The 24,056-nt window shown below is 67.9% G+C and carries 21 protein-coding genes and 1 pseudogene; 12 read left to right on the top strand and 10 right to left on the bottom strand.

Translation table 11 applies throughout. The annotated features are described in order from the left end of the window. Positions 1-47 precede the first annotated feature (47 nt). From AC3FMM_RS25910 to AC3FMM_RS25885, 6 genes are all read right to left on the bottom strand, one after another. Positions 48-2,327 (bottom strand): molybdopterin cofactor-binding domain-containing protein, encoded by a 2,280-nt coding sequence (locus AC3FMM_RS25910; RefSeq protein ID WP_488687667.1) that lies wholly within the window; start codon positions 2,325-2,327, stop codon positions 48-50. An 81-nt stretch (positions 2,328-2,408) separates the two neighbouring features. Then, a complete protein-coding gene (locus tag AC3FMM_RS25905; RefSeq protein ID WP_488687666.1) occupies positions 2,409-3,407 on the bottom strand; it encodes an FAD binding domain-containing protein in 999 nt (332 codons plus the stop codon). After that, positions 3,404-4,072, bottom strand: a complete 669-nt coding sequence (locus AC3FMM_RS25900; protein WP_488687665.1) for a 2Fe-2S iron-sulfur cluster-binding protein — start codon at positions 4,070-4,072, stop codon at positions 3,404-3,406. Before AC3FMM_RS25900 ends, AC3FMM_RS25905 begins: the two co-directional genes overlap by 4 nt. Before the next feature lie 125 nt (positions 4,073-4,197). Further along, complete coding sequence (locus AC3FMM_RS25895) at positions 4,198-5,094, bottom strand: AraC family transcriptional regulator (RefSeq protein WP_488687664.1); 897 nt, start codon at positions 5,092-5,094, stop codon at positions 4,198-4,200. 48 nt (positions 5,095-5,142) lie between these two features. Continuing rightward, positions 5,143-7,278: a polyphosphate kinase 1 gene (gene ppk1, locus AC3FMM_RS25890; protein WP_488687663.1), complete on the bottom strand. Its 2,136-nt coding sequence runs from the start codon at positions 7,276-7,278 to the stop codon at positions 5,143-5,145. A 136-nt stretch (positions 7,279-7,414) separates the two neighbouring features. After that, on the bottom strand, positions 7,415-8,365 hold the full coding sequence (locus AC3FMM_RS25885; protein WP_326348167.1) for a GlxA family transcriptional regulator: 951 nt from the start codon (positions 8,363-8,365) through the stop codon (positions 7,415-7,417). Positions 8,366-8,540: 175 nt separating this feature from the next. On the opposite strand from AC3FMM_RS25885, the gene AC3FMM_RS25880 reads away from it, so the two are divergent. Further along, positions 8,541-9,344, top strand: a complete 804-nt coding sequence (locus AC3FMM_RS25880) for an SDR family NAD(P)-dependent oxidoreductase (protein ID WP_116312493.1) — start codon at positions 8,541-8,543, stop codon at positions 9,342-9,344. 98 nt (positions 9,345-9,442) lie between these two features. After that, positions 9,443-9,664, top strand: coding sequence for a DUF2798 domain-containing protein (locus AC3FMM_RS25875; RefSeq protein ID WP_115706793.1), 222 nt, complete (start codon positions 9,443-9,445; stop codon positions 9,662-9,664). Here AC3FMM_RS25875 and AC3FMM_RS25870 read toward each other — a convergent pair. Continuing rightward, on the bottom strand, positions 9,661-11,061 hold the full coding sequence (locus AC3FMM_RS25870; protein WP_442784921.1) for an aminotransferase-like domain-containing protein: 1,401 nt from the start codon (positions 11,059-11,061) through the stop codon (positions 9,661-9,663). The genes AC3FMM_RS25875 and AC3FMM_RS25870 overlap by 4 nt on opposite strands. 149 nt (positions 11,062-11,210) lie before the next feature. Between AC3FMM_RS25870 and cyoA the strand changes: the two genes are divergently transcribed. The 8 genes and pseudogenes from cyoA to AC3FMM_RS25830 all read left to right on the top strand — a co-directional run bounded on the left by cyoA (position 11,211) and on the right by AC3FMM_RS25830 (position 19,129). Beyond that, on the top strand, positions 11,211-12,221 hold the full coding sequence (cyoA, locus tag AC3FMM_RS25865) for a ubiquinol oxidase subunit II (RefSeq protein ID WP_326348164.1): 1,011 nt from the start codon (positions 11,211-11,213) through the stop codon (positions 12,219-12,221). Position 12,222: 1 nt separating this feature from the next. Beyond that, positions 12,223-14,199: a cytochrome o ubiquinol oxidase subunit I gene (gene cyoB / locus AC3FMM_RS25860; protein WP_488687662.1), complete on the top strand. Its 1,977-nt coding sequence runs from the start codon at positions 12,223-12,225 to the stop codon at positions 14,197-14,199. A 3-nt stretch (positions 14,200-14,202) separates the two neighbouring features. Continuing rightward, positions 14,203-14,844 (top strand): cytochrome o ubiquinol oxidase subunit III, encoded by a 642-nt coding sequence (gene cyoC / locus AC3FMM_RS25855; RefSeq protein WP_116312489.1) that lies wholly within the window; start codon positions 14,203-14,205, stop codon positions 14,842-14,844. Continuing rightward, positions 14,841-15,218: a cytochrome o ubiquinol oxidase subunit IV gene (gene cyoD / locus AC3FMM_RS25850; RefSeq protein ID WP_116312488.1), complete on the top strand. Its 378-nt coding sequence runs from the start codon at positions 14,841-14,843 to the stop codon at positions 15,216-15,218. Before cyoC ends, cyoD begins: the two co-directional genes overlap by 4 nt. A gap of 26 nt (positions 15,219-15,244) precedes the next feature. Further along, positions 15,245-16,976, top strand: a pseudogene (locus tag AC3FMM_RS25845) (nitrite/sulfite reductase). Positions 16,977-16,979: 3 nt separating this feature from the next. After that, positions 16,980-17,213, top strand: coding sequence for a hypothetical protein (locus AC3FMM_RS25840; RefSeq protein ID WP_115709281.1), 234 nt, complete (start codon positions 16,980-16,982; stop codon positions 17,211-17,213). A 139-nt stretch (positions 17,214-17,352) separates the two neighbouring features. Then, positions 17,353-18,213: a MipA/OmpV family protein gene (locus tag AC3FMM_RS25835; protein WP_240987667.1), complete on the top strand. Its 861-nt coding sequence runs from the start codon at positions 17,353-17,355 to the stop codon at positions 18,211-18,213. Positions 18,214-18,337: 124 nt separating this feature from the next. Then, positions 18,338-19,129: a transporter substrate-binding domain-containing protein gene (locus AC3FMM_RS25830; RefSeq protein ID WP_115709277.1), complete on the top strand. Its 792-nt coding sequence runs from the start codon at positions 18,338-18,340 to the stop codon at positions 19,127-19,129. A gap of 98 nt (positions 19,130-19,227) precedes the next feature. Here AC3FMM_RS25830 and AC3FMM_RS25825 read toward each other — a convergent pair whose 3' ends face one another. The 3 genes from AC3FMM_RS25825 to AC3FMM_RS25815 all read right to left on the bottom strand — a co-directional run bounded on the left by AC3FMM_RS25825 (position 19,228) and on the right by AC3FMM_RS25815 (position 21,669). Then, on the bottom strand, positions 19,228-19,629 hold the full coding sequence (locus AC3FMM_RS25825) for a cupin domain-containing protein (protein ID WP_326348163.1): 402 nt from the start codon (positions 19,627-19,629) through the stop codon (positions 19,228-19,230). Between the two features lie 4 nt (positions 19,630-19,633). After that, on the bottom strand, positions 19,634-20,113 hold the full coding sequence (locus AC3FMM_RS25820; RefSeq protein ID WP_115709274.1) for a carboxymuconolactone decarboxylase family protein: 480 nt from the start codon (positions 20,111-20,113) through the stop codon (positions 19,634-19,636). A gap of 188 nt (positions 20,114-20,301) precedes the next feature. After that, positions 20,302-21,669: a patatin-like phospholipase family protein gene (locus AC3FMM_RS25815; protein ID WP_240987666.1), complete on the bottom strand. Its 1,368-nt coding sequence runs from the start codon at positions 21,667-21,669 to the stop codon at positions 20,302-20,304. A gap of 543 nt (positions 21,670-22,212) precedes the next feature. On the opposite strand from AC3FMM_RS25815, the gene AC3FMM_RS25810 reads away from it, so the two are divergent. Continuing rightward, complete coding sequence (locus AC3FMM_RS25810; protein WP_116312484.1) at positions 22,213-23,307, top strand: branched-chain amino acid aminotransferase; 1,095 nt, start codon at positions 22,213-22,215, stop codon at positions 23,305-23,307. A 267-nt stretch (positions 23,308-23,574) separates the two neighbouring features. After that, on the top strand, positions 23,575-24,056 hold a 482-nt coding region (locus tag AC3FMM_RS25805; RefSeq protein ID WP_488687661.1), incomplete at its 3' end, for an amino acid permease.

Raw genomic sequence — 24,056 nt, 5'->3', positions numbered from 1 at the left:
GCGCAGCGGCCAGGAAAAATACTTGCCGCAGTGCCCAGTGAGCGGCCTCACAAGGCCAGCCGCTGCGCCGCCTCCATCCCCGCCAGCACCTTGTCCAGCGTCACCGGAAATTCCCGCACCCGCACCCCGGTGGCGTTGTAGACCGCGTTGGCCACCGCCGCCCCCGCGCCGCACACGCCCAGTTCGCCCAGCCCCTTGATGCCCAACGGGTTGGCGTTCGGGTCGGGTTGGTCCAGGAACACCACCTCCATCTGCGCCACGTCGCCGTTGACCGGCACCAGGTACTCGGCCAGGTCGTGGTTGATAAAGCTGCCGTAGCGCGGATCCAGCAGGGTCTGTTCCATCAGCGCGGCGCCGATGCCCCAGGTCATGCCGCCCAGGATCTGCGAGCGCGCGGTCTTGGGGTTGAGGATGCGGCCGGCGCCGATCACCGCCAGCATGCGCCGCATGCGGATCTCGCCGGTATCGGCGTCGACCGCGACTTCGGCGAAATGCGCGCCATAGGCGTGGTGCGAATGCGCCTTGTACGCTTCGCCCATGCCGGCCACCTGGCCTTGCGCCTGCAGCCCGCCGGGCGCGACGCTTGCCATCAGGTCGTCCAGCCGATGCGTCTGCGCGCCGAGGGTAACGCTGGCATCGGCGAAGCGCACCGCCGCGGGCGCGGCCTGGTGCGCCCCGCTTGCGGCGGCCACGATGCGGGCCTTCAGTTGGGTGCAGGCGTCGGCCACCGCGGAACCCGCGCTGGCCGCGCCCCAGGATCCGCCGGAGCCCGCCGTGCGCGGGAAGCCGCTGTCGCCCAGTTCGACCCGCACCCAGCTCAGCGGCACACCCAGGCTCTCGGCGGCGATCTGCGTCAGGATGGTGTAGGTGCCGGTGCCGATGTCGGTCATGTCGAGCCGCACCGTGATGCGCCCGCGGCTGTCCATGGCGACCTGTGCCGCCGCGGCGCCAAGGTAGTTCGGCCGTATCGCCGCGGCCATGCCCATGCCGACCAGCCAGCGTCCTTCGCGCACGCTGCGGGGCGCGGCGCGGCGGTGCTGCCAGCCGAAGCGCGCGGCGCCGGTGCGCATGCAGTCCAACAGGTTGCGGGTCGAGTACGGCAGGCCGGTCTCGGGCTCGCGCTCGGGCTCGTTGCGCACGCGCAATTCGATCGGGTCGAGCCCCAGGCGCTCGGCCAGCTCATCCATGGCGCACTCGAAGGCCTGCATGCCCGGCGCCTCGCCCGGCGAACGCATCCATTCGCCGCGGTTCAGGTCGACCGGCACCAGCCGGTGCCGCGTCGCGCGGTGGGGCGCGGCGTACAGCGCGCGCGCGAACACCGCGGTCTGCTCGCAATACTCCTCGAACCGGCAGGTGGCCGACCAGACCTCATAGCCCATTGCCGACAGCCTTCCGTCCCGGTCCGCGCCCAGGCGCACGCGATGCGACATGGCCGCGCGATGGCCGGCGTTCGCATACATCTGCTGGCGCGTCAGCGCGATCTTGACCGGCCGCCGCAGTTCGCGCGCCGCCAGCGCGGCCAGCACGGTGTCGGCATGGACGATCAGCTTGGCGCCGAAGCCGCCGCCGGTGAAGGGGCTGACGATGCGCACCCGTTCCGGCGGGATGCGCAGCGTGGCGGCCAGGCCCGCCTGGAAGTTGCCCAGCGTCTGCGACCCGGTGTAGACGGTCAGCCCCGCATCCGACCATACCGCCATGGTGGCGTGCGGCTCCATCGGGTTGTGGCTCTGGTACGGCGTGGCATAGGTCACGTCGAGCGCCACCGGTGCCTGGGAGAACGCGCTGGCAAAATCCCCGGTCGCGCTGTCGGGCGTGAATCCGGCATTGGTGCGCGGGGGCTTGTAGGCCCCGGCCAGCCGCGGCGCCAGTTCGAATTCGCCGCGCTCGGCCTGGTAGCGCACCTGCACCAGCGCGGCGGCGGCGCGCGCCGCCTCGAAGCTCTCGGCCACCACCAGCGCCACCGGCTCGTCGTAATAGCGCACGCGGTCCGATGCCAGGTAGGGCCGCGCGCGCGTGAACACGTCGCGCGGCGTGGGTGGCACCGATGGCCCGAAGGCCGGCTGCGCCGGCGCGTTCCGATACGTCATCACATGGATCACCCCCGGCGCCTGCCGCGCCTGCCGGGTATCGATGGCAACGATGCGGCCGCGCGCGATGGTGGCGCCCACGATATAGCCGTAAGCCGGCGGCACCGGCCCTGCCGCGGGCTGTTCATAGGCATAGGTGGCGCGGCCCGTCACCTTCAGCCTGCCGTCGACCCGGTCGATGGGCAGGCCCACCGGAGCGCCCGGCCCCCGGCCCGCATTACCCTGCATCTTTGTCGTCATGGTTCGTGTCCGTCGCCATGTGCCCGTGGCGGCAAGCGGTCGGCGGCCCGATCCAGCCGCGCACCCGGGCACCAGTCCGTGTCAGGTCCGCTGCGGAACGCCCTGCGCCGCGGCGGCCAATGCCTGCCGCACCGTGCGTAGCGCCAGCGGAATCTTGAAATCGTTGCCGCCATGGCCGCGCGCGCCCGCGAGCGCCGCGTCGGCTGCGGCCTGCCAGCTGGCGGCATCCGCCGCCCTGCCGGGCAGTGACAGTTCGGCGCCGTCGGCCCGCCACGGGCGCGGCGCCACGCCGCCCAGCGCGATGCGGGCGCCGCGCACCTGGCCGCCGGCCACATCGAGCACCAGCGCCACCGACACCAGCGCAAACGCATACGAGGCACGGTCGCGCACCTTGCGGTAAAGCTGGCGGCCAGCCGGCGGGGGCGGCAGCGTGACCGCGGCAATCATCTCGCCATGCGCGAGCTGGGTCTCGAGGTGCGGCGTCGCGCCCGGCAGCCGGTGCAGCTCGCGCACCGGGATGACGCGCCCGCCGCCCTGCGGCAACACGGTATGCACGCGCGCGTCCAGCGCCGCCATCGCCACCGCCATGTCGGACGGATGCACGGCGATGCAGGCTTCGCTGCCGCCCAGGATGGCGTTCATGCGGTTGTGGCCCTGCATCGCCGCGCAGCCGCTGCCGGGCGTGCGCTTGTTGCAGGGCATGTGCGGATCGTAGAAATAGGCGCAGCGCGTGCGCTGCAGCAGGTTGCCGGCGGTCGACGCCTTGTTGCGGATCTGAGCAGATGCGCCCGCCAGCAGCGCCTGCGACAGCAGCGGATAGCGCGCCCGCACGCGCGGGTCCGCCGCCAGGTCGCTGTTGCGTACCTGCGCGCCGATGCGCAGCGCGCCGTCCGCGGTATCCTCGATCGCGGCGAGCGGCAGCCGGCTGATGTCGACCAGGTGGCGCGGCTGCTCGATGCCCAGCTTCATCAGGTCGAGCAGGTTGGTGCCGCCGCCGATAAAGCGGGCGCCGTCCCGGCTGGCGACGGCCTGCGCCGCCTCTGCCGCGTTGCCGGCGCGCTCGTAGCTGAAGCTCATCATGCCCGGCCTCCGTCGGCTGCATCGCGGATCGCGGCGACGATGTTCGGATAGGCCGCGCAGCGGCACAGGTTGCCGCTCATGCGCTCGCGGACCTCGGCCTCGTCGAGCGCGAACGTCCGCGCGGCGACATCGCGGCTGGCATGGCTGGGCCAGCCGGCGCGCACCTCGGCCAGCATGCCGACGGCCGAGCAGATCTGGCCGGGCGTGCAGTAGCCGCACTGGAACGCGTCACGCGCGATAAATGCGGTTTGCAGGGGATGCAGCGTATCGCCGTCCGCCAGTCCTTCGATGGTGGTGATGGAGTCGCCATCGTGCATCACCGCCAGCGTCAGGCAGGAATTGATGCGGCGGCCGTTCACCAGCACTGTGCAGGCGCCGCACTGGCCGTGGTCGCAGCCCTTCTTGGTGCCGGTCAGGCCGAGCTGGTTGCGCAGCGCATCCAGCAGGGTCGTGCGCACATCCAGTTGCACCGCATGTTCCGCGCCGTTGATGCGCAAGGTCAGCGGGCGGAGCGGCACGGCGGCGGGCGCGGCGTTCGAGGCTGACGATGGGCGCGCAGCGCCCTGCGCCGGCGCAGGGCCGACGGCGAACAGCATGCCGCTCGCCGCGCTGGCGCGCAGCACCGCGCGGCGACCGGGGTTTTGCGGATGGTCCGCCTGATCCATGGCCTGCTCCTGGTGAGGACGGCAGGGCCTGTCCCTGCCGCGCGGCGCGACAGACTTCCCCAGCGGAAGCCGCCACGGCCGGCACCGGCAGTATGTCGGCGCCAGCGGGGCGTTTCTTTCACATATCAGGCGGAACTATCAGAATCCCGGCGCAAGTGCTGCCGATAGCTGCGCGGCGTCGTGCCGGTCAGGCGCTGGAAGGTGGAGGTGAAATGGCTCTGGCTCGAAAATCCCAGTTCGAGCGCCACGGCACTGATCGGCAGCGCGCTGCCGCGCAGCAGGGCTTGCGCGCGCCGCACGCGCCGGTCGATGACGTAGGCATACGGGGCCATGCCGGTCTCCGCCTTGAAGCGCCGTGCGAAGGTGTCCACCGGCATGCCCGCGACGCCGGCCAGGTCGCACAGCGACAGCGACGCGTCCAGCCGCGCATCGATATAGTCGGTCAGGCGCGCCAGCAATCGCTGGCCCAGCCCCTGCACGCGGCGCGCGGGCGCGGCCGGCGCGGCGCCGGCGAGGCGCAGCGCCACCAGCGACACCAGCTGCTCCAGGTAGACCGCTTCGGGCACGCGGCCAGCGGCCATGTCGGCGCTGAGCGAGGTCAGCAGTGCCTGCACCACCGCATCGGCGGTGCCGTTGATGCGCATCGGCAATTGCGCCAGCCGGTCGCAACCCGGCAGCGCCAGCGCCGGATCGAGCCACAGCGCCGTGTAGACCAGGTCGGCGTCGCGGAAATGCCCGCTGCGTTCCGCGTGGGCAGGCACGAAACTGAGCGTGCCGGGCCGGTCGCGCCCGTCGTGCATCAGGCGACCTTCGCTGTAGAAGCAAGTGCGGCCGGTCGAGCCGCGCTCGGTCAGCACGATCAGGTGGCGCGGCGCCTTCCAGCGAAACTCCGCCTCGCCGCAGGCCCAGTGGCGATGGTCGAACACCAGGCCGCCGTCGAGCATGGAGGTCGTGTACGCGGCAGCGGTCCTGGCCTGGCGTGCCTTGAGGCGGCCTTGACCGATGGCTGGAGTCAGGGTCATGGTCGTTCCTTTTGCAGGGACTGGGGGCGATACGTGGCAGTGGCGCACTCAGGTCAGTGCAGCCAGCAGCATGCGCTGCGCCGACTCGCCGTCCGGCACGGGCGGGCGCTCATAGTTTCCTTCAGGCGTCATCATCCACGCTTCGCACCGATCGGACAGGTACGGCTCGAGGCCCTCGGAGAAGACGCGCTCCTTCAAGCGGGGATCGAGCACCGGAAAACTTATTTCGATGCGACGCGACAGGCTTCGTTCCATCCATTCCCCGCTCGACAGCATGACCTTGTCGGCGCCGCCGTCGTGGAAGCAGAAAATGCGCGAGTGCTCGAGAAACCGGCCCATCACCGATTTCACCGTGATGTGCTCGGACAGTCCGGCGACACCCGGACGCAGCGCGCACGCGCCCCGCACGATCAGGTCGATGCGCACCCCCTGGCCTGACGCGTCGTACAGCGCCTGGATCAGCTCGGGCTCGAGCAGCGCATTCATCTTGGCGATGATGCACCCCTTGCGCCCGGCCCGGGCGTGTTCGGCCTCGCCCCGGATCGCCGCCAGCAGCTGCTGCTTCAGCGTAAACGGCGATTGCCAGACATGGGTCATGCTTTGCGTCTGGCCGCGGCCGGTCAGCTGGCTGAAGACCTGAGCCACGTCCTGGGTCAGCGCTTCATCGCAGGTCAGCAAGCCGAAATCCGTATAGCTGCGCGAGGTCTCGTGATGATAGTTGCCGGTGCCGAGATGCACATAGCGCCTGAGCCGTCCGTCCTCGCGCCGCACCACCATCAGGATCTTGGCGTGCGCCTTGAAGCCGACCACGCCGTAGACCACATGCGCCCCCACTTCCTCGAGTTGCCCGGCCCAGCCGATGTTGGCCTCTTCGTCGAAGCGCGCCATCAGCTCCACCACGGCCGTGACCTCCTTGCCGTTGCGCGCGGCCTCGATCAGCGACGACAGCAGCGCCGAGTCATGCCCGGCCCGATACACCGTCTGGCTGATCGCCACCACATCCGGATCCTGCGCCGCCTGCCTGACAAAATCGACCACCGGCGCAAACGACTGGAATGGATGGTGCAGCAGGATGTCGCCATCGCGCATGGCGCGGAAGACATCGGGCTGGTCCCGCAGCGCCTTGGGCAAGCCCGGCCGGAACGGCGGGTATTTCAGGTCCGGCCGGTCGACCTGGTCCGGCACCTGCATCAGGCGGACCAGGTTGACCGGGCCGTTGACCGCGAACACCTCGGCGGGTGCGAGGCCAAACTGTTCTTGCAGGAACGCGGTCATGGCGCGCGGGCAGTTGTCGGCCACCTCGAGCCGCACCGCATCGCCGAGGTGCCGGTGCGGCAGTTCGCCCTGCAGCGCCTCGCGCAGGTTCTTGACCTCTTCCTCGTCGACAAACAGCTCGCTGTTGCGGGTAACCCGGAACTGGTAGCAGCCGCGCACCGTCATGCCGCTGAACAGCTCGCCGACGTGGGCATGCAGGATCGAAGACAGGAACACGAAGCCGTATTCGCATCCGGCCACCTGCGCTGGCAGCGCGATCACGCGCGGCAGCGCCCTGGGCGCCTGCACGATGGCATTGCCGGAGCTGCGGCCGAACGCATCCTTGCCCTCGAGCTCCACGGCGAAGTTCAGGCTCTTGTTCAGCACCCGCGGAAACGGATGCGCCGGGTCCAGCCTGATTGGCGTCAGGACCGGCATCAGCTCGGCAAAGAAGAACTCGCGAATCCAGTCTTGCTGCGCGGCATTCCACGATGGCCGCCGCAGGAAGCAAATCTGCTCCCGGGCCATGGCGGGAATCAGCACGTCATTGAACAGCCGGTATTGTTGACTGACCAGCTCGCGCACGCGCTGGTTGACCGCGGCGTAAACGGCCTGCGGCGTCAGCCCGTCCGGGCCGACCACCGGCGACGACAGCACGCACTGTTCCTTCAACCCCGCCACGCGGATCTCATAGAACTCGTCAAGGTTGCTGCTGAAGGTGCACAGCGCACGCAGGCGCTCGAGCAGCGGCATGGCAGGATCGGCCGCCTGTTGCAGGACCCGCTCAAAGAACGCCAGCTGGCTGAGTTCGCGGTTGATATAGAGCGCATTGCCGTTGGACACCGTAGCCGCATCCGCCAGGTCGCCCGGCTGGCCCTCCCCGCGCGGGGCCGGCGGCTCGTCATGCATAACGCTGGATTCGTGTTTCATGATGCCGTGCCAAGAGAAGCTGTTTTCAGATTCTAGCTGGCGTATTGCGCATACCGGCGCGATTCCGCTTCCGGCGTTGGCGAAGGACGCCCTGCCCCGGAACACGCATATCCAGCCAATGTGACGCCTGCACCAGCTAGGCCGTCTGCAAGGCGCCACCCCGCGCCATGCGCCGGATCGCCTGCGGCGGTTGCCCGAACGCCCGCAGGAAGGCCCGCCGCATGCGCTCGGCATCGCCAAAGCCGGTATCCCGGGCCACCACGTCGATGGGGTGGCGTCCGCTTTCCATCATCAGCCGCGCCGCCTCCACGCGCAGGCGCTCCACGGCTTTGGCCGGGCTTTGCCCGGTTTCGTCGCGGAATGCGCGCGAGAACTGGCGGGCGCTGAGGTGCGCGGCATTCGCCAGCTGCTCCACCGACAGGTCCTGCTGCAGGTTCTGCCGCGCGAAATCCAGCGCGCCGCGAATGCGATCGGAGCGCGGCTCCAGGTCAAGCAGCGCCGAAAATTGCGACTGGCCGCCGGCGCGGCGATGGTAAACAACCAGGCTCTTGGCCACGCCTCGCGCGACGGCGGCGCCGGCGTCCTTCTCCACCAGTGCCAGCGCGAGGTCGATGCAGGCCGACATTCCGGCCGAGGTCCAGACCGGACCGTCGATGATGAAGATGCGGTCCTCTTCCACGCTGACGTCCGGGAAGCGGCGCCGCAGCTCCTCGGCGTAATACCAGTGCGTGGTGGCACGGCGGCCGGCCAGCAAGCCCGCCTCGGCCAGGGTGAAGGCGCCGGTACACGTGGCGCCGATGCGTCGCGACGTGCGCGCCGCGCGCTGCAGGAACTTCACCAGCGCCGGCGGCGCGGGCATGACGTCATTGTCTCCCACGACCAGCACGGTATCGAAGCGACGCCGGCCAAAGGGCGCGGTGCTGACGGCAAAGCCCCCGGAACTCGCCACGGGGCCGCCATGTTCGGACAGCAAGTGAACCTGGTACAGCGGCTCGCCAAGCGCCCGGTTGGCGAACTCGAGCACCGTCGACACCGCAAGGTTCAGCGCCTGGAAGCCGGGATAGAGGGCTAGGGCCACATGGTGCATGGCGAACTCCTGGTGGCGGCGGAAGGCACATTTCCATCCATGGCATAAAAGGTGGGATCTACGACATTGTTGCCATCGCCATTGTGCACCTAATCTTCGATGCACGCAGCGGCGATACGCACCGCCGGCTGCCACGGACCTTCTCACCGCCTTCCCACTGTTATGGAGCTTCAACGTGACAACTCATACCTACGCTGGCACCGCCCTGATCACCGGGGCGTCTTCGGGCATCGGCGCCATCTACGCGGATCGGCTCGCGCGCCGCGGCCATGACCTGATCCTGGTGGCGCGCAACCGGGGCCGGCTCGAGACCCTGGCACGGCGGATCACCGACCAGACCGGGCGTTCCGTCGAGATCGTGACCGCCGACCTGGGCCAGGCGGCCGAGGTACGGCGCGTCGAGAACATCCTGAGGACGGACGCCAGCATCACCACGCTGGTCAACAACGCGGGGTTCGGTGGGGCGTCGCCGTTGCTGGCGTCGGATGCGGACACCATGCAGGCGATGATCGAACTGAACGTCACGGCGCTGACCCGCCTCACCTACGCCGCAGCGCCGGCCTTCGTGGCGCGGGGCCAGGGCACGATCATCAATATTGCGTCGATCGTCGCGATCGCGCCCGAGGTGCTGAACGGCGTGTACGGCGGCTCCAAGGCCTTTGTGCTGGCCTTTACCCAGTCGCTGCAGCATGAGCTTGCCGGCCACGGCGTACGCGTCCAGGCGGTGCTGCCAGGGGCGACCCGCACGGCGTTCTGGGACGTTGCCGGGCAGCCTGTCGAGAACCTGCCGCAAGCGCTGGTGATGGACGGCGACGACCTGGTCGATGCGGCACTGGCGGGTCTGGACCAGGGCGAGGTGATCACGCTGCCGTCGTTGCCTGACGCCGGGGACTGGCAGGCCTTCGAGGCGGCACGCGCCGCGCTGGGGCCAAATCTTTCGCGTTCGCAGCCGGCCGCGCGGTACGGCATTGCGCGGTAAGGGTCCGCCTCCGGAGTGCCCGCCGTCCGCGCCATATCCGCTGGACATGCGGCCTCCGGCAACCTGCCGCTCCTGATTTTTATGCCATGAAAGCCGCCATGAACGTAGAACTGAAACGGAAAATCGCCTTCGCGCTGTCGATGGGCGTGGTGACCACGGGGATCATCTCCTTCGCCCTGCTCGCTCTCAATGTGGGATTCACCGAGGACTTTGCACTGACCTGGTTGCGTTCCTGGGGCGTCGGCTATGTGATCGTCATCCCCGCCATCCTGCTGGTCGGGCCGCGTCTGCAAGCGCGGGTCGAGCGCTGGGTCCGCTAGACGATCGTGATGGGATGCTGCCGCGGTCCGCGCTCCAGCAGCGCCGCCAGCCTGCGCAGCGCGTGCGCCAACTGGGCCCGGTCATCCACCCCGCCCAGCGAAATCCGGATGGCATTGGGTGCGCCCGCGCCATCCCAGAACACATCGGAGGGCGTGACCCGCAGGTCTTCCGCCAGCGCGGCGCTGGCCAGCTGCTGCGCGGACCAGTGGGACGGCAGCCGGTGCCATACGTGGATGCCGCTGGGCGGCAGCTGGCCCATCCCGCTCAGCCAGCGGCTGGCCAGGGCACAGCGCGCCAGCGCTTCGGCGCGGATGCCTTCGAGCAGCTGCATGGCCGAGCCGTCGTGGATCCATTGCGTCGCCAGGGCCGCCGTCATGGGCGCGGGCATCAGCGCAAAGGCGCGTAGCGGCGCCAGCAGGTCGTCGCTGCCGCGGCCTTCGGGCAACAGCACATAGGCGGTGCGCAAGCCCGGGCTCAGCGCCTTGGACAGCGTCGCGACGTAATAGGTGCGGGCGGGAGCAAAGCGCGCCAGCGGCGGCGGTGCGGACGGCGTCAGCAGCCAGTAGGGATCGTCCTCGAGCAGCGCGATGTCGCAGCGCTCCGCCGCGCTGGCCAGCTCGGCCCGGCGCGAGGCCGGCATGGTGTGGGTGGTGGGGTTCTGCGCGGTCGGGTTGAGGTAGGCCAGCGTGGCGCCCTCGGCGCGGGCGGCGACGAGCGCGTCGGGCAGCATCCCGTCCGCGTCGCACGGCGCGACCACCACGCGCCGGCCCAGCTGCGCCGCCGCGGCGCGGATGCCCGGATAGGCCAGCGGTTCGGTCACGATCGCATCGCCGGGCCGGGTGCGGCTGAGGATCACGGCGGCCAGCGCGGCCTGCGCGCCGGGACACACCACCAGCCGCGCGGTGTCGACCGGCCCGAACATCGGCGCCAGCCAGAGCGCGCCGGCCGACCGGTCCGAAGCACTGCCGCCGCCAAGCTGATAGGTCATCAGCAACTGCGGGTCGCTGCGCAGCAGCACCTGGTTCAGGCCGCGCCGCAACAGGTCATGGAAATCCACGCCCGCCGGCGGCGGCGGCACGTTCATGCTCATGTCGACCACCCGCGCCAGCTCCGCTCGCGGCGCGGCGATAAACGTCCCGAGCGCGCCCCTGGCCTCGATCAGCTGGCGCCGCCGGGCCTCGTTGTAGGCGCGCGTGACCGTGGTCAGGTCGACGCCGAGCGCTTGCGCCAGGCTGCGCTGCGGCGGCACGCGGTCGCCGGCCACGAGCCGGCCGTCGCCGATGGCTTGTTCGATGTATTCGACGATCTGCAGGTAGCGGGCGATGCCGGAGGTGGTGATCCGCAGATCCCATCCGGCCGTGATCGCGCCCTCTTGTATGGGTTCTGTTGCCAAAATTTTCCTAGATGTATGGCCTTTGTCTTCGAATAGCATGCCAGACATTGCCGAAGGAATCCATACAAGCCACGCCCGCGCGGGGCTGACGCAGCACTTGAATCGGGCGCGTGGCCGGATGCCTTCGGTAATCCGTAACCAAGGTGTCCGACATGCTCAAACCTACCGCCGGGCCGGCAAACCAGAACCGACAAGGCCCGCTGCCCCGCCAGCCCTCCCGCCACAGTCCATCGCCAACCCGGCCGCACCGTATCGGCGTCTTGCTGCTCGCAGCCGGCCTGAGCGCCCTGCTCAGCGGCTGCAACCTCGAACTGCTCGATCCCAAGGGCAGCATCGGCGCGCAGGAGAAATCGCTGATCCTGATATCGCTGTTCGTGATGCTGATGGTGGTGATCCCGGTGATCTTCCTGACGCTGTGGTTTGCCTGGCGCTACCGCGAAAGCAACACGCGCGCGACCTACGCGCCCACATGGTCGCACTCGACCAGGATCGAGATCGTGGTGTGGGGCATCCCGTGCGTGATCGTGGCCTGCCTGGCGGTGCTGATCTGGGACTCCACGCACAAGCTCGACCCGTACCGCCCGCTGGAATCCGAGGTCAGGCCGCTGCAGGTCGACGTCATCGCGCTGAACTGGAAATGGCTGTTCGTCTATCCGGAGTACGGCGTCGCCTCGGTGAACCAGCTGGCGATCCCGGTCGGCACGCCCGTCAGTTTCCGGCTGACCTCGGAGTCGATGATGAACGCGTTCTTCATCCCGCAGCTTGGCAGCATGGTCTACACCATGGCCGGCATGCAGACCCGCCTGCACCTGATCGCCGAGTCGCCCGGCGTCTATCTCGGCCAGTCGGCGGCCTATAGCGGCGCGGGCTTCTCGGACATGCATTTCAAGACCCTGGCGAGCTCGCGCGAGGAATTCGACGCGTGGATCGGCAAGGCCCGCGCTTCGGGCCAGGCGCTCGATGCGAACACCTATCGCGCGCTGGAGCAGCCCAGCAGCAAGGACCCGGTCACGCTGTACGCATCGGTGACGCCGAAGCTGTTCGACCAGGTGGTCGACAAGTACATGCAGGCCTACGGCGCGGTGTGCCGCGCGGACACTCCTGAATCTCTGCAGGCCTTCCAGCGCGTCTCCTCGGCGCTGCCCGGCCGCATGGAGCAATGACATGCTAGGAAAACTGAACCTCGAGGCCATCCCCTACCACGAGCCGATCATCATGGGGACGCTGGCCGTGGTGATCGTGCTGGGCGCCGCGCTGCTCGGCGCCATCACCTACTACCGCAAGTGGAAATACCTGTGGACCGAGTGGATCTGCTCGGTCGACCACAAGAAGGTCGGGGTGATGTACATCATCCTGGCCCTGGTCATGCTGCTGCGCGGCTTTGCCGACGCGATCCTGATGCGCACGCAGCAGGCCATCGCCTACGGCGATGCGGCCGGCTACCTGCCCCCGCACCACTATGACCAGATCTTCACCGCCCACGGCGTGATCATGATCTTCTACGTCGCCACGCCGCTGGTGGTGGGGCTGATGAACGTGATCGTGCCGCTGCAGATTGGCGCGCGCGACGTGGCCTTTCCGTTCGTCAACTCGCTCAGCTTCTGGCTGTCGGCGATGGGCGCGGTGCTGGTGATGCTGTCGATGTTCGTCGGCGACTTCGCCGCGACCGGCTGGGTGGCCTACCCGCCGCTGTCCGAGCTCGGCTACAGCCCGACCGTAGGCGTCGACTACTACATCTGGTCATTGCAGATATCCGGGCTCGGCACCACGCTGACCGGCATCAACTTCATCGTCACCATCCTGCGCATGCGCGCGCCGGGCCTGACGCTGATGAAGATGCCGGTGTTCACCTGGACCGCGCTGATCACCAACATCCTGATCGTCGCCATCTTCCCGGTGCTGACCGCCACGCTCGCCCTGCTCACCGCCGACCGCTACCTCGGCATGCATTTCTTCACCAACGAGTTGGGCGGCAACGCCATGATGTACGTGAACCTGATCTGGATCTGGGGGCACCCCGAGGTCTATGTGCTGATCCTGCCCGCGTTCGGCGCGTTCTCGGAAATCATCGCCACGTTCTCGCACAAGCCGCTGTTCGGCTACAAGTCGATGGTCTATGCGACCTCGTCGATCGGCGTGCTGTCGTTCTTCGTCTGGCTGCACCACTTCTTCACCATGGGCTCGGGCGCCAACGTCAATGCCTTCTTCGGCATCATGACGTCGATCATCTCGATTCCGACCGGCGTCAAGCTGTTCAACTGGCTGTTCACCATGTACCGGGGCCGGATCCGCTTCCATACCTCGACCATGTGGACCATCGGCTTCATGGTGACGTTCGCGATCGGCGGCATGACCGGCGTGCTGCTGGCGGTGCCGGGCGCCGACTTCGTGCTGCACAACAGCCTGTTCCTGGTGGCCCACTTCCATAACGTGATCATCGGCGGCGTGCTGTTCGGCTGCCTGGCGGCGATCAGCTTCTGGTTCCCGAAGGTGTTCGGCTTCAAGCTCAACGAGTTCTGGGGCAAGGTGTCGTTCTGGTGCTGGCTGGCCGGCTTCTTCCTGGCCTTCATGCCGCTCTACGTGCTGGGCTTCAAGGGCATGACCCGCCGGATGAACCACTACGCCAACGTCGACTGGCATCCCTACCTGGTGGTGGCGATGATCGGCGCCTTCGTCATCGGCGCCGGCATCCTGGCGATGATGGTGCAGCTGGCCGTCAGCATCCGCGACCGCAAGCACAACCGCGACCTGACCGGCGACCCGTGGGACGGCCGCAGCCTGGAATGGTCGACCGCATCGCCGGCGCCGTTCTACAACTTCGCCAAGGTCCCGAACATCACCTCGCTGGAACAGCACTGGGATGACAAGGAGGCGGGACGAGCCTGGCGCCAGCCCGCCCGGTACGAGGACATCCACATGCCGCGCCCCACCGCGGCCGGCTTCCTGGTGTCGGTGTTCGGACTGGTGTCCTGCTTCGCGCTGGTCTGGCACATGTGGCTGGTCGCCGTGGCCGGGCTGCTCGGCGCGATCGCGACCTTCGTGCTGCGCAGCTACGACCGCGATGTCGACTACTACGTCCCGGCCGCCGAAGTCGAGCGCATCGAGCGCGCCCGCTACGCCCAACTGCAGCAAGCTGCCTGAGCCATGAACCCGACGCTATCCCCTACCCTGCACCGCCCGGGCCCGGACGCCGCACACGCGACCGCACCCGCCGACCACGGCCATCACGATGCCGCCGCGCACACCACGCTGGGCTTCTGGCTCTACCTGATGAGCGACTGCCTGATCTTCGCGGTGTTGTTCGCCACCTTCGGCGTGCTGTCCGGCAACACCGCCGGCGGCCCTGGGGGGCAGCAACTGTTCGAGTTGCCGTTCGTGTTCGCCGAGACCATGGTGCTGCTGCTCAGCAGCTACACCTTCGGCCTGGCCATGCTGCGCCAGGACGCCAATGCCGCGCCGCGCATGATCCGCTGGCTGGCGGCCACCTTCGTACTGGGCGCAGTGTTCATCGCCATGGAGGTCTACGAGTTTGCCCACCTGCTGCACCAGGGCGCCGGCCCCGGCGTGAGCGCCTACCTGTCGGCGTTCTTCACGCTGGTCGGCACCCACGGCCTGCACGTCACCGCGGGCCTGTGCTGGCTGGCCGTGATGATCCACCAGATCCGGCGCTTTGGCCTCGACGACATCGTGCGCCGCCGGCTGGCGTGCCTGAGCCTGTTCTGGCACTTCCTGGACCTGGTCTGGATCTGCGTCTTCACCTTCGTCTACCTGCGGGAGTTCGCATGAAGCCGTCCCACCTTCATTCCGTCCATCCGGACCAGCACGCCACCCACGGCAGCGTGCGCAGCTACACCATCGGCCTGCTGCTGTCGGTGGCGCTGACCGTGGCCTCGTTTGCCTCGGTGATGACCGGCGCGTTGCAAAGCCACGCCGCGATCGCGCTGGTGGTGGGCCTGTGCGTCGCGCAGCTGCTGGTGCAGCTGGTCTACTTCCTGCACCTGGGCACCGGTCCCGGGCAGCGCGGCAATACCGCCATCTTCGCCTGCACCGGCTTCCTGATCGTCATCGTCGTCGCCGGCTCGCTGTGGGTGATGCACAACGCCGACCTCAACATGATGCCGACCGACATGTCGATCGAACGGGCACGGGCCAAAGACTAGCGCACGGGCGCGAGGAGACCTTCACCATGTATGTCTATGACGAGATCGACCAGCGGCTGGTCGACGAGCGGGTCGTGCAGTTCACCGACCAGACCCGCCGCTTTCTCGATGGCGAGCTCGACGAGGAAGAGTTTCGCGTGCTGCGGCTGCAGAACGGGCTGTATATCCAGCGCCATGCGCCGATGCTGCGCGTGGCCATCCCCTACGGCATGCTGTCGTCGACGCAGCTGCGCAAGCTGGCGCAGATCGCGCGCCGCTGGGACCGTGGCTACGGGCACTTCAGCACGCGGCAGAACCTGCAGTTCAACTGGCCGCGCCTGGAAGACGCGCCCGCCATCCTCGCGGAACTCGCCACGGTGCAGATGCACGCGATCCAGACCAGCGGCAACTGCATCCGCAACACCACTACCGACCACTTTGCCGGTATCGCGCCCGACGAGTTGGTGAATCCGCTGGTGTGGTGCGAGATCGTGCGGCAATGGTCGATGCTGCACCCCGAGTTTGCCTACCTGCCGCGCAAGTTCAAGATCGCGATCAGCGGCGCCACCACCGACCGGGCCGCGGTCGGCGTGCATGATATCGGGCTGCAGGCGGTCGAGCAGGAAGGACAGGTCGGCTTCCGCGTATGGGTCGGCGGCGGCATGGGGCGCACGCCCATGGTCGGCAAGCTGATCAATCCCTTCGTCGCCTGGCAGGACCTGCTGACCTACCTGCAGGCCACGCTGCGCGTCTACAACCTGCATGGCAGGCGCGACAACAAGTACAAGGCGCGCATCAAGATCCTGGTGAAGGACCTCACCCCCGAGGTCTTCCGCGAACAGGTTGCCGAGCAGTGGCAGCGCATCCGGGGCGGCCCGGATACCGTCACCGAAGACTTCGTCGAGTCGGTGGCGGCGCGCTTCACCGTGCCGCCTTATGACCCCGCCGCGGCGGACGATGCCGATGAAAGCGCCCGGCTCGCGCAGACCGACCGTGCGTTCCGGCTCTGGCTGCGCAGCAACGCCCATCCGCACCGCGTATCCGGCTATGCCGCGGTGACGGCATCGCTAAAGGCAACCGGCCGCGCGCCGGGCGACATGACCGCCGACCAGATGGAGCTGATGGCCGACCTCGCCGAGCGCCACGGCTTTGGCGAGCTGCGGGTCTCGCACGAACAGAACCTGATCCTCGCCGACGTGCGGCGCAGCGGCCTGCCTGCGCTGTGGCGCGCGCTGGATGCGGCGGGCCTGGCCACGCCCAACGTCGGCCGGATCACTAACATCATCGCCTGCCCGGGCGGCGACTTCTGCTCGCTCGCCAATGCGGTGTCGATCCCGCTGGCGCAGGCAATCCAGGAGCGTTTCGAGGACTTGGACCACGTGCACGACATCGGCGAGCTCGACCTCAACATCTCGGGCTGCATCAACTCGTGCGGGCATCATCATGTCGGCCATATCGGCATCCTCGGCGTCGACAAGGCCGGCGAGGCCTGGTACCAGGTCACCCTGGGCGGCCGGCAGAACGGCGCCGACAGCCAGGACGGCGGCGGCGGCGCGGCGATCGGCCGCATCATCGGCCCCTCGTTCGCACAGGAACAGGTGCCTGACGTGATCGAGACGCTGATCGGCACCTACCTGGCGCATCGCGACAGCGATGCCGAGCGCTTCGTCGACGTGGTCGCACGGATCGGCCTGGCACCGTTCCAGGCGGCCGTGTACCCGGACGGCGGCAAGCGCGGCGCGGCGGTGCGCTAGCCCTGCAGCATCCGCGAGGAGATGACCGATGCTAGCCCTGCCCAGTGCCACCCCCGAAGACCTCTGGAGTGCGATCGCCGGCCTCTCCGCCGAGCAGCTGCACACGATTCTCGATATCGCCAATGCCGCGCCGGGGCCGACCGAGGACCTCGATTCGTTCAGGCGCCGCATTGCCGGCGTGTTCGCCAATGTCGCCGGCTTCGCCCCGGCGCCGCCGCCGGAACCGATCGTGCGGGAGATGTGGGAGAAATACCGAGGCTGAACGGGAACCGCGCAGCCAGCCACTCTGGTTATACTTGGCCAAGTTTTGCTCCTGTTCGGTTTTCCCCCGCAATTCCACCAAAGTTCTCCGGAGCCACGCCATGCGAACCGGGCATTGCGCCAGCCGTTCACGGCATGCCTTGCCAGAGAAGAGGCTGCGCAAACGCTACCGCGCGCTCCCGGCCTTTGCCGCGGCCTTCGCAACGGCCTGCGGGGCACAGGATTTCGATGCCATCGAACGGCCGTTGTGGGAAGCCGGGCTCGGAGTCGGCGGCATCACCCTGCCGCACTACCGAGGCTCGGATGCACGCGCCAACCTGCTATTCCCGGTGCCCTACTTCGTCTATCGCGGCGAGCATCTGCGCGCGGACCGCAACGGCGTGCGTGGCAAGCTGTTCGACAGCGACCGGATCGAGCTCAATGTCAGCCTCGGCCTCTCGCTCCCGGTCAAGAGCAGCGAGGATGAAGTCCGACGCGGCATGCCGGATCTCAAGACCGCGGTGGAAATCGGGCCGTCGCTGGCAGTGACGCTTTGGCGTTCCGCCGAGGACCGTACCAGGCTCGATCTGCGGCTTCCCATACGGCTGGCCATCACCGTCGAATCGTCGCCCAAGGCGATCGGCTGGATCTTCTCGCCCAACCTGAACCTCGACGTTGCCAACGTCGGCGGCCTGCCCGGCTGGAACCTGGGCCTGATGGCGGGGCCACTGTTCTCGACCGCGCGCTACAACCAGTATTTCTATTCCGTCGAAGAACAATTCGCGACCGCGGCACGTCCGGCCTACAGCGCGCAGGGTGGCTATTCCGGCAGCATGGCGCTGGCTTCGCTGTCCAAGCGCTTTCGCCATGTCTGGTTCGGCGCCTTCGTCCGCTACGACCGGCTCGACGGCGCCAGCTTCGAGAACAGCCCGCTGGTGCGCCGGAAAGACGCCCTGGCCGCCGGACTGGCACTAAGCTGGATCTTCGGTCAGTCGTCGACCTACGTACCAAGCCGGGAATAAGGCCGCGGCCGGCTCATGGCATATCGGCGCGAGACCGGCGCCGGGGCAGGCGCATGCGATATATTTCCGCATGCCGCCGTGGCCACATTTCCCGAACCCAACACAGAGAAAAACGAAAATGCCAATGACAAGGACGATCGTCAGCGCCGTTGCCCTGCTCTGCGCCGCCCCGGTGTTCTCGCAGCCGGCCGCGCCGGCCGCCGGGCTGTCGCCCACATTGACCCGCGTCGCCCAATCGGGCGTGCTGCGCGTCTGCACGCCGGGCGACTACAAACCCTTCAGCTTCATGAAGTCGGAAGGCCAGTACGAAGGGCTCGACGTGGACCTGATGACGTCGCTGGCCAGTTCGCTCGGCGCCAAACCGCAATTCGTCAAGACCAGCTGGGCCACGCTGATGCCGGACTTCGTCGGCGGCAAGTGCGATATCGGCGCCGGCGGCATCTCGGTGTCGCTGGAACGCCAGAAGCAGGCCTATTTCAGTGCGCCCTACATGGTCAATGGCAAGACACCGATCACGCGCTGCGAGAACGTGCAGCGCTTCCAGACCGTGGAGGCCATCAACCGGCCCGGCGTGCGCGTGATCGCCAATCCCGGCGGCAGCAACGAGCGCTTCGCCCGCACCCACCTGTCCCAGGCCAGGCTGACCATGCACAAGGACAACCTGACGATTTTCGACGAGGTGATCCAGGGCCGCGCCGACGTCTTCGTCACCGAGGCCGCCGAAGCCATCGTCCAGAGCAAGGCCCATCCCGAGCTGTGCGCGGTCAATCCCGACAAGCCGCTGCAGTACGCTGAGATGGGCTATCTGCTGCCGAATGGCGACGAGGTGTTCAAGCGGTACGTCGACCAGTGGCTGCACCTGGCCAGGGCCGGCGGGGAGTTCGATGCGCGCCGTGCGGTATGGCTGGGGAAGTAGCATGGCGCATGGCGCCCGGCCGCCCGACGCAATACCGGCGGATCCTGGCCCCGTGACCCGGGCACCCGGGCCGTGACCGGCCCGGGAGAACGACCGCGCTAATTCACCGGCGTAAAGACCGGCGCCCCCTGCTTCTTGAGCAGGAACACGACAAACTTCGCTGGCCTGGTCTTGCTGGCATTGCGACCGACGGTGTGGAGGTCGTCCGGGCCTTCATAGAAGGTCTCGCCCGCCTTCAGCGTAACCTCCTTGCCGCCCTTCACGCCCATCACGATGCTGCCTTCGAGCACATAGACGAACGCATGCGCGTCATGGCGATGCACCGGGTCGAAGCCGCCGGGCGGGTACTCCACCGTGATCATCTGCACTTCCTTGCCCGCGTAGTCGGGCAGCGCCCTGGTGGTCAGAGACTGGACCACCACTTCCGGCGGCGCGGCGCTGGCCAGCGGCGCCGACAGCAGCAGCACCAGGCTCGCCGCCATGGCAATCGACTGTTTCATGGCATTACTCCAGGTTGGCCTTGTCCAGCCCGAAGGCCTTGTCGGAGGAACCGGGGACCATGCGGAACGCTACGTTCAACCGGTTCCAGGTATTGATGGCGCCCACCAGGAAAGTGAGGTCGGACAGCTCCTTCTCGGAATACTGCGTGCGCACGCGCTCGTAGACATCGTCCGGCACCCCTTGCGCGGGCAGCTGGGTCAGGGCCTCGGTCCAGGCCAGCGCGGCGCGCTCGCGCGCCGAGAACAGCGTCGATTCACGCCAGATCGCCACGTGATGCAGCCGAAGCTCGCGCTCGCCGTGGATCTTGGCCATCTTGATGTGCATGTCGACACAGAACGCGCAGCCGTTGAGCTGCGACGCGCGAATCTCGACGAGCTCGCGAATGTGCTGCTCGACCGTCGTTTTAGGGAACAGGCTGTTGAGCTCCATGAGCTTCTTGGACAGCTCCGGAGACTGCTGGAAGTAGTTGAGGCGTTGCGTCATGATCGCTCCTGCTGAGATGGCGGGGATGCCTGGCGGCGCTGCGCCGGATGGCAGGCAGGTACCGCTTGGAACGAAGCGTAGCCGTGGGCCGGACGCACCGGTAGTGCCGCAGCAGTACACGCACTGTTACCTCGCCGGCACCAATCGTCGGGCACGATGCGGCTGCGCCGGGTCTGCCGGCAGCGGAACTACCGGACCGCGTTGGCTTCGCGCTCGAACTCGCGGATCACCGGGTTGCCCAGGATGGCGTCCCGGCCGGCTTCGATCAGGCGATCGACATCCTGCTCGGGCAACCGAAGCCGGGTCGGCAGCTCGTTCAGGCTCGCGGCACGCGCCTTGTCGAGGGAGTCGAATGCGATCCGCGTGACGAAGAATTCGACATCGTCGCAGCGCCAGCCTGGACGGCTTGCGGCGATGGCCTGCTGCCGTGCAAACGGCATGGCGCAGCGATAGGCGACCAGGTCGTTGCGCCACTGGCGCGTCATGGGCACGAAGGCGTCATAGCTCATGCGCACGTTGGTGGCCATGGCGGCGTCGATGGACGCGTTTGCCACTTCGATCCCCGACGGGCCAACCTGGCTTTGGTTCCAGTCGCCACGCGGGCCCTGGCCGGCATCGACCACGACAAACAGCAGCCGGCGCACCTTGATGGCGTCGTTCTCGCTCATGGGCCCGTAGGCCGTGCCCAGCAGCAGGCGCGACTGGAAAATGGTGGCTAGCCCGTAGTTGTCCGTCACGCCGCCGTCGACCAGCTTGATGTACTTGCCCTTGGACAGATCCCGGTGGCCGCGCACGGCAACCGCCAACGCGCCAATCAGCAGCGATTGCCCCGGCGCCTCGGCGTGATCCAGGTTGGGCAGCGGCGCGCGGCAAGCCTCGGGATGTTTCTCCAGCACGATGGGCGCGAAGAACAGCGGCACCGCCATCGACGCCGCGACCGCCTCGGAGACGGGAAAGCTGGCGAGATCGCTGCAAAGCGCATCGAAGGCGAGCTGGCTGAACGGAAATGCGACCCGATAATAGACGTTGGTGGCGTTGATCCACACCAGCGGCTTGCCGCGGCGGAACATGTCGGCGTAGGTGGCCCCCTGGAACACGTCCTCGTCCAGCCAGGTCCGGAGGTCTTCCCGATTATTGAGGCCCCCGCCAAAGAGCCGCGCAATATTGAAGGGGTTAAGGAGGCTGAAGCGCAGCCGGGCCTCGCCGTCCTTCAGCAGCACCGACCGGAACGTTGCCAGGCTGTCCTTGCCGTGCAGGCCGTAGTAGGCGGCGGTGAGCGAGCCTCCGGACACGCTGCTGATGAAGGCCACGTCGTCGAGCAAGGACGCGCCGCCGGAACCCCGCATGGCGTCAAGCCCCTGCAGCGCGCCGAAGGCGAACGCCGCGGCGCGCGTGCCGCCGCCGGAGAACGCCATGGCGACGGTAGTCGGCCCGGCGACATCGGCGGGTTCACGCAGCGGTACGGTGGCGCTGGCGGCCGCCGCCTGGGGCAGGTTGCGGGGGACATTGTGAGAAAGCGAGCCGCAGGCGCCGACTCCCGCAAGCAGGAGCACCATCAGGGCGCGGCCGGCCTTGCCGAAGGTGCCGCGCCCGCTTCCTGGCCGGCCCGGTGGACCGGGCAGGCAGTTGTTCCGGCGGAGAGAGGGATCGTGACAAGACATGCTTGGCGTGGCGTAGGCTGCTGGATGGGATGGTCGAGATGCGTTGCCGCAAGCATCCGGTGGCGGATGCCTCAGCATGATATGGCATCACGTCGGCCACGGCACATACCTCGCCACCGACGGGATCGCCGTCACGATCGCTGACCCGAAGACCTCGGGGCGGCAGCGGAACCCATCGCCCGCTATGCGTTTTGCAGATACCAGATGTCGGAATTCTTCAATTTACTGCGTGTCGACCGCTTCATACACTGCTCCGAACAAAAAGAAGCATCCGGAGACAGACATCGTGAATCCCACCCCACGCGCCAGCCCGCACCAGGCCGCGGTCGGTTGCCCGAAGCCGCACCTTTGCCCGATACTCCCTTGCAGCGCACCCGCCCCGGCAACGCTACCGCGGCGGCCAGGCCGTACGGCCCAACACCCCCCGAGCACTGAAGCATGAGCACCGAAAATCCACTGCAGTTCGTTCTGGAGCCCCATCCCGGCCCCACCCCCGCCGAGCAGATCGCTGCCAGGCTGGAGAGCCCCGTCTTCGGTCGCGTGTTCACCGACCACATGGTCACGATCCGTTGGACCGACGGTCGCGGCTGGCATGACGCCAGGGTGGAAGCACGCCGACCTTTCCAGATCGACCCCGCCTGCGCAGTGCTGCACTATGCGCAGGAGATCTTCGAAGGCATGAAGGCATACCGTGGCGAGGGCGGCAGGATTTCGCTGTTCCGGCCGCAGGAAAACGCCAGGCGTTTTCGTGCCTCCGCCGCCCGCATGTCGATGGCGGAACTGCCCGAAGCCACCTTCCTGCAAGCCGTGGAAGCGCTCGTCGATATTGACCGTGCCTGGATTCCCGGCAGCGAGGGCAGCCTGTACCTGCGCCCGTTCATGTTCGCCTCGGAGAGTTTTCTCGGGGTGCGCGCCTCGGCCGAATACATATTTTGCGTGATCGCATGTCCGGTCGGCCCCTATTTCAAGCCGGGCAAGTCCGCCGTGACCGTCTGGGTGTCGGATCAATACACCCGCGCGGCTTCCGGCGGCACCGGCGCCGCCAAGTGCGGCGGCAATTACGCGGCCAGCCTGATTGCGCAGACCGAGGCCGCGGCCAAGGGCTGCGACCAGGTGGTGTTCCTGGACGCGGCGGAGCACCGCTGGATCGAGGAGCTCGGCGGCATGAACGTGTTTTTCGTGATGGATGACGGCTCGCTGCGCACGCCGCCCCTGAAAGGGACCATCCTGCCGGGCATTACCCGCGCTTCGATCATCGAACTGGCGCGGCACGAGGGCATTCCGGTCGACGAAACGCCCTACGACTTCGAGTCGTGGCGCGCCGATGCAGCCAGTGGCCGGGTCAGGGAAACCTTCGCCTGCGGCACCGCCGCGGTCGTCACCGCGATCGGGCAGGTGCGCCACGCCGGCGGCGAATTCACCATCGGCAACGGCGGCGAAGGCGAAGTCACGCAACGGCTCCGTACCTTGCTGACCGGCATCCAGCGCGGCAGCATCGCCGACCCGTTCGGATGGGTGCACCACGTCGACTGAGACCGGCGTGATTGACCTCGGCGGCGAGCAAGGCATCGCAGGGCAACGCTCGCCGCGTTGATTTGGCTTGACATCTGTCCCCGCCGCCTCTGCGGTCTGGGCAATTCCAAAAAAATTACCGGGACCGGCGCGCGACCTGCATGCCGGCAAGCGCTGTCGTCTACCCGTCGGCACGCTGCCCGGATGCCACCGCACCGCATGCCTCGTCGCCATCTCCGGCGCGGATCCGTGCGCGCGCGCGGCACAACCCATGCAGGAGATCCCTATATGAGCTTGTTCCGAACCAAGAACATCGACGCCATGCTGGCGCAGACGCACGCTGCCACCCTGAGGAAGGTGCTGGGTCCGGTCGACCTGGTGCTGATGGGCATCGGCGCCATCATCGGCACCGGCATCTTCGTGCTGACCGGCACCGGCGCGCTGACCGCGGGGCCGGCGCTGACGGTGTCGTTCGTGATCGCGGCGCTGGCGTGCGGCTTTGCCGCGCTGTGCTATGCGGAGTTCGCCTCGGCGATCCCGGTGTCGGGCTCGATCTATACCTACAGCTACGCCACGCTGGGCGAGATCGTCGCGTGGATGATCGGCTGGGACCTGCTGCTGGAATACGGGCTGGCCACCTCGGCCGTGTCGGTGGGCTGGTCGGGCTATTTCCAGTCGCTGATGGCGGGCTTCGGCATGAAGCTGCCGGCGGCGCTGAGCGCGGCGCCGGGCTCGGTGCCGGGCGTGCACACCGTGCTGAACCTGCCGGC

It is taken from the genome of Cupriavidus sp. 207A1, assembly GCF_057798955.1.
This window is presented reverse-complemented; position numbering and strand designations above follow the sequence as displayed.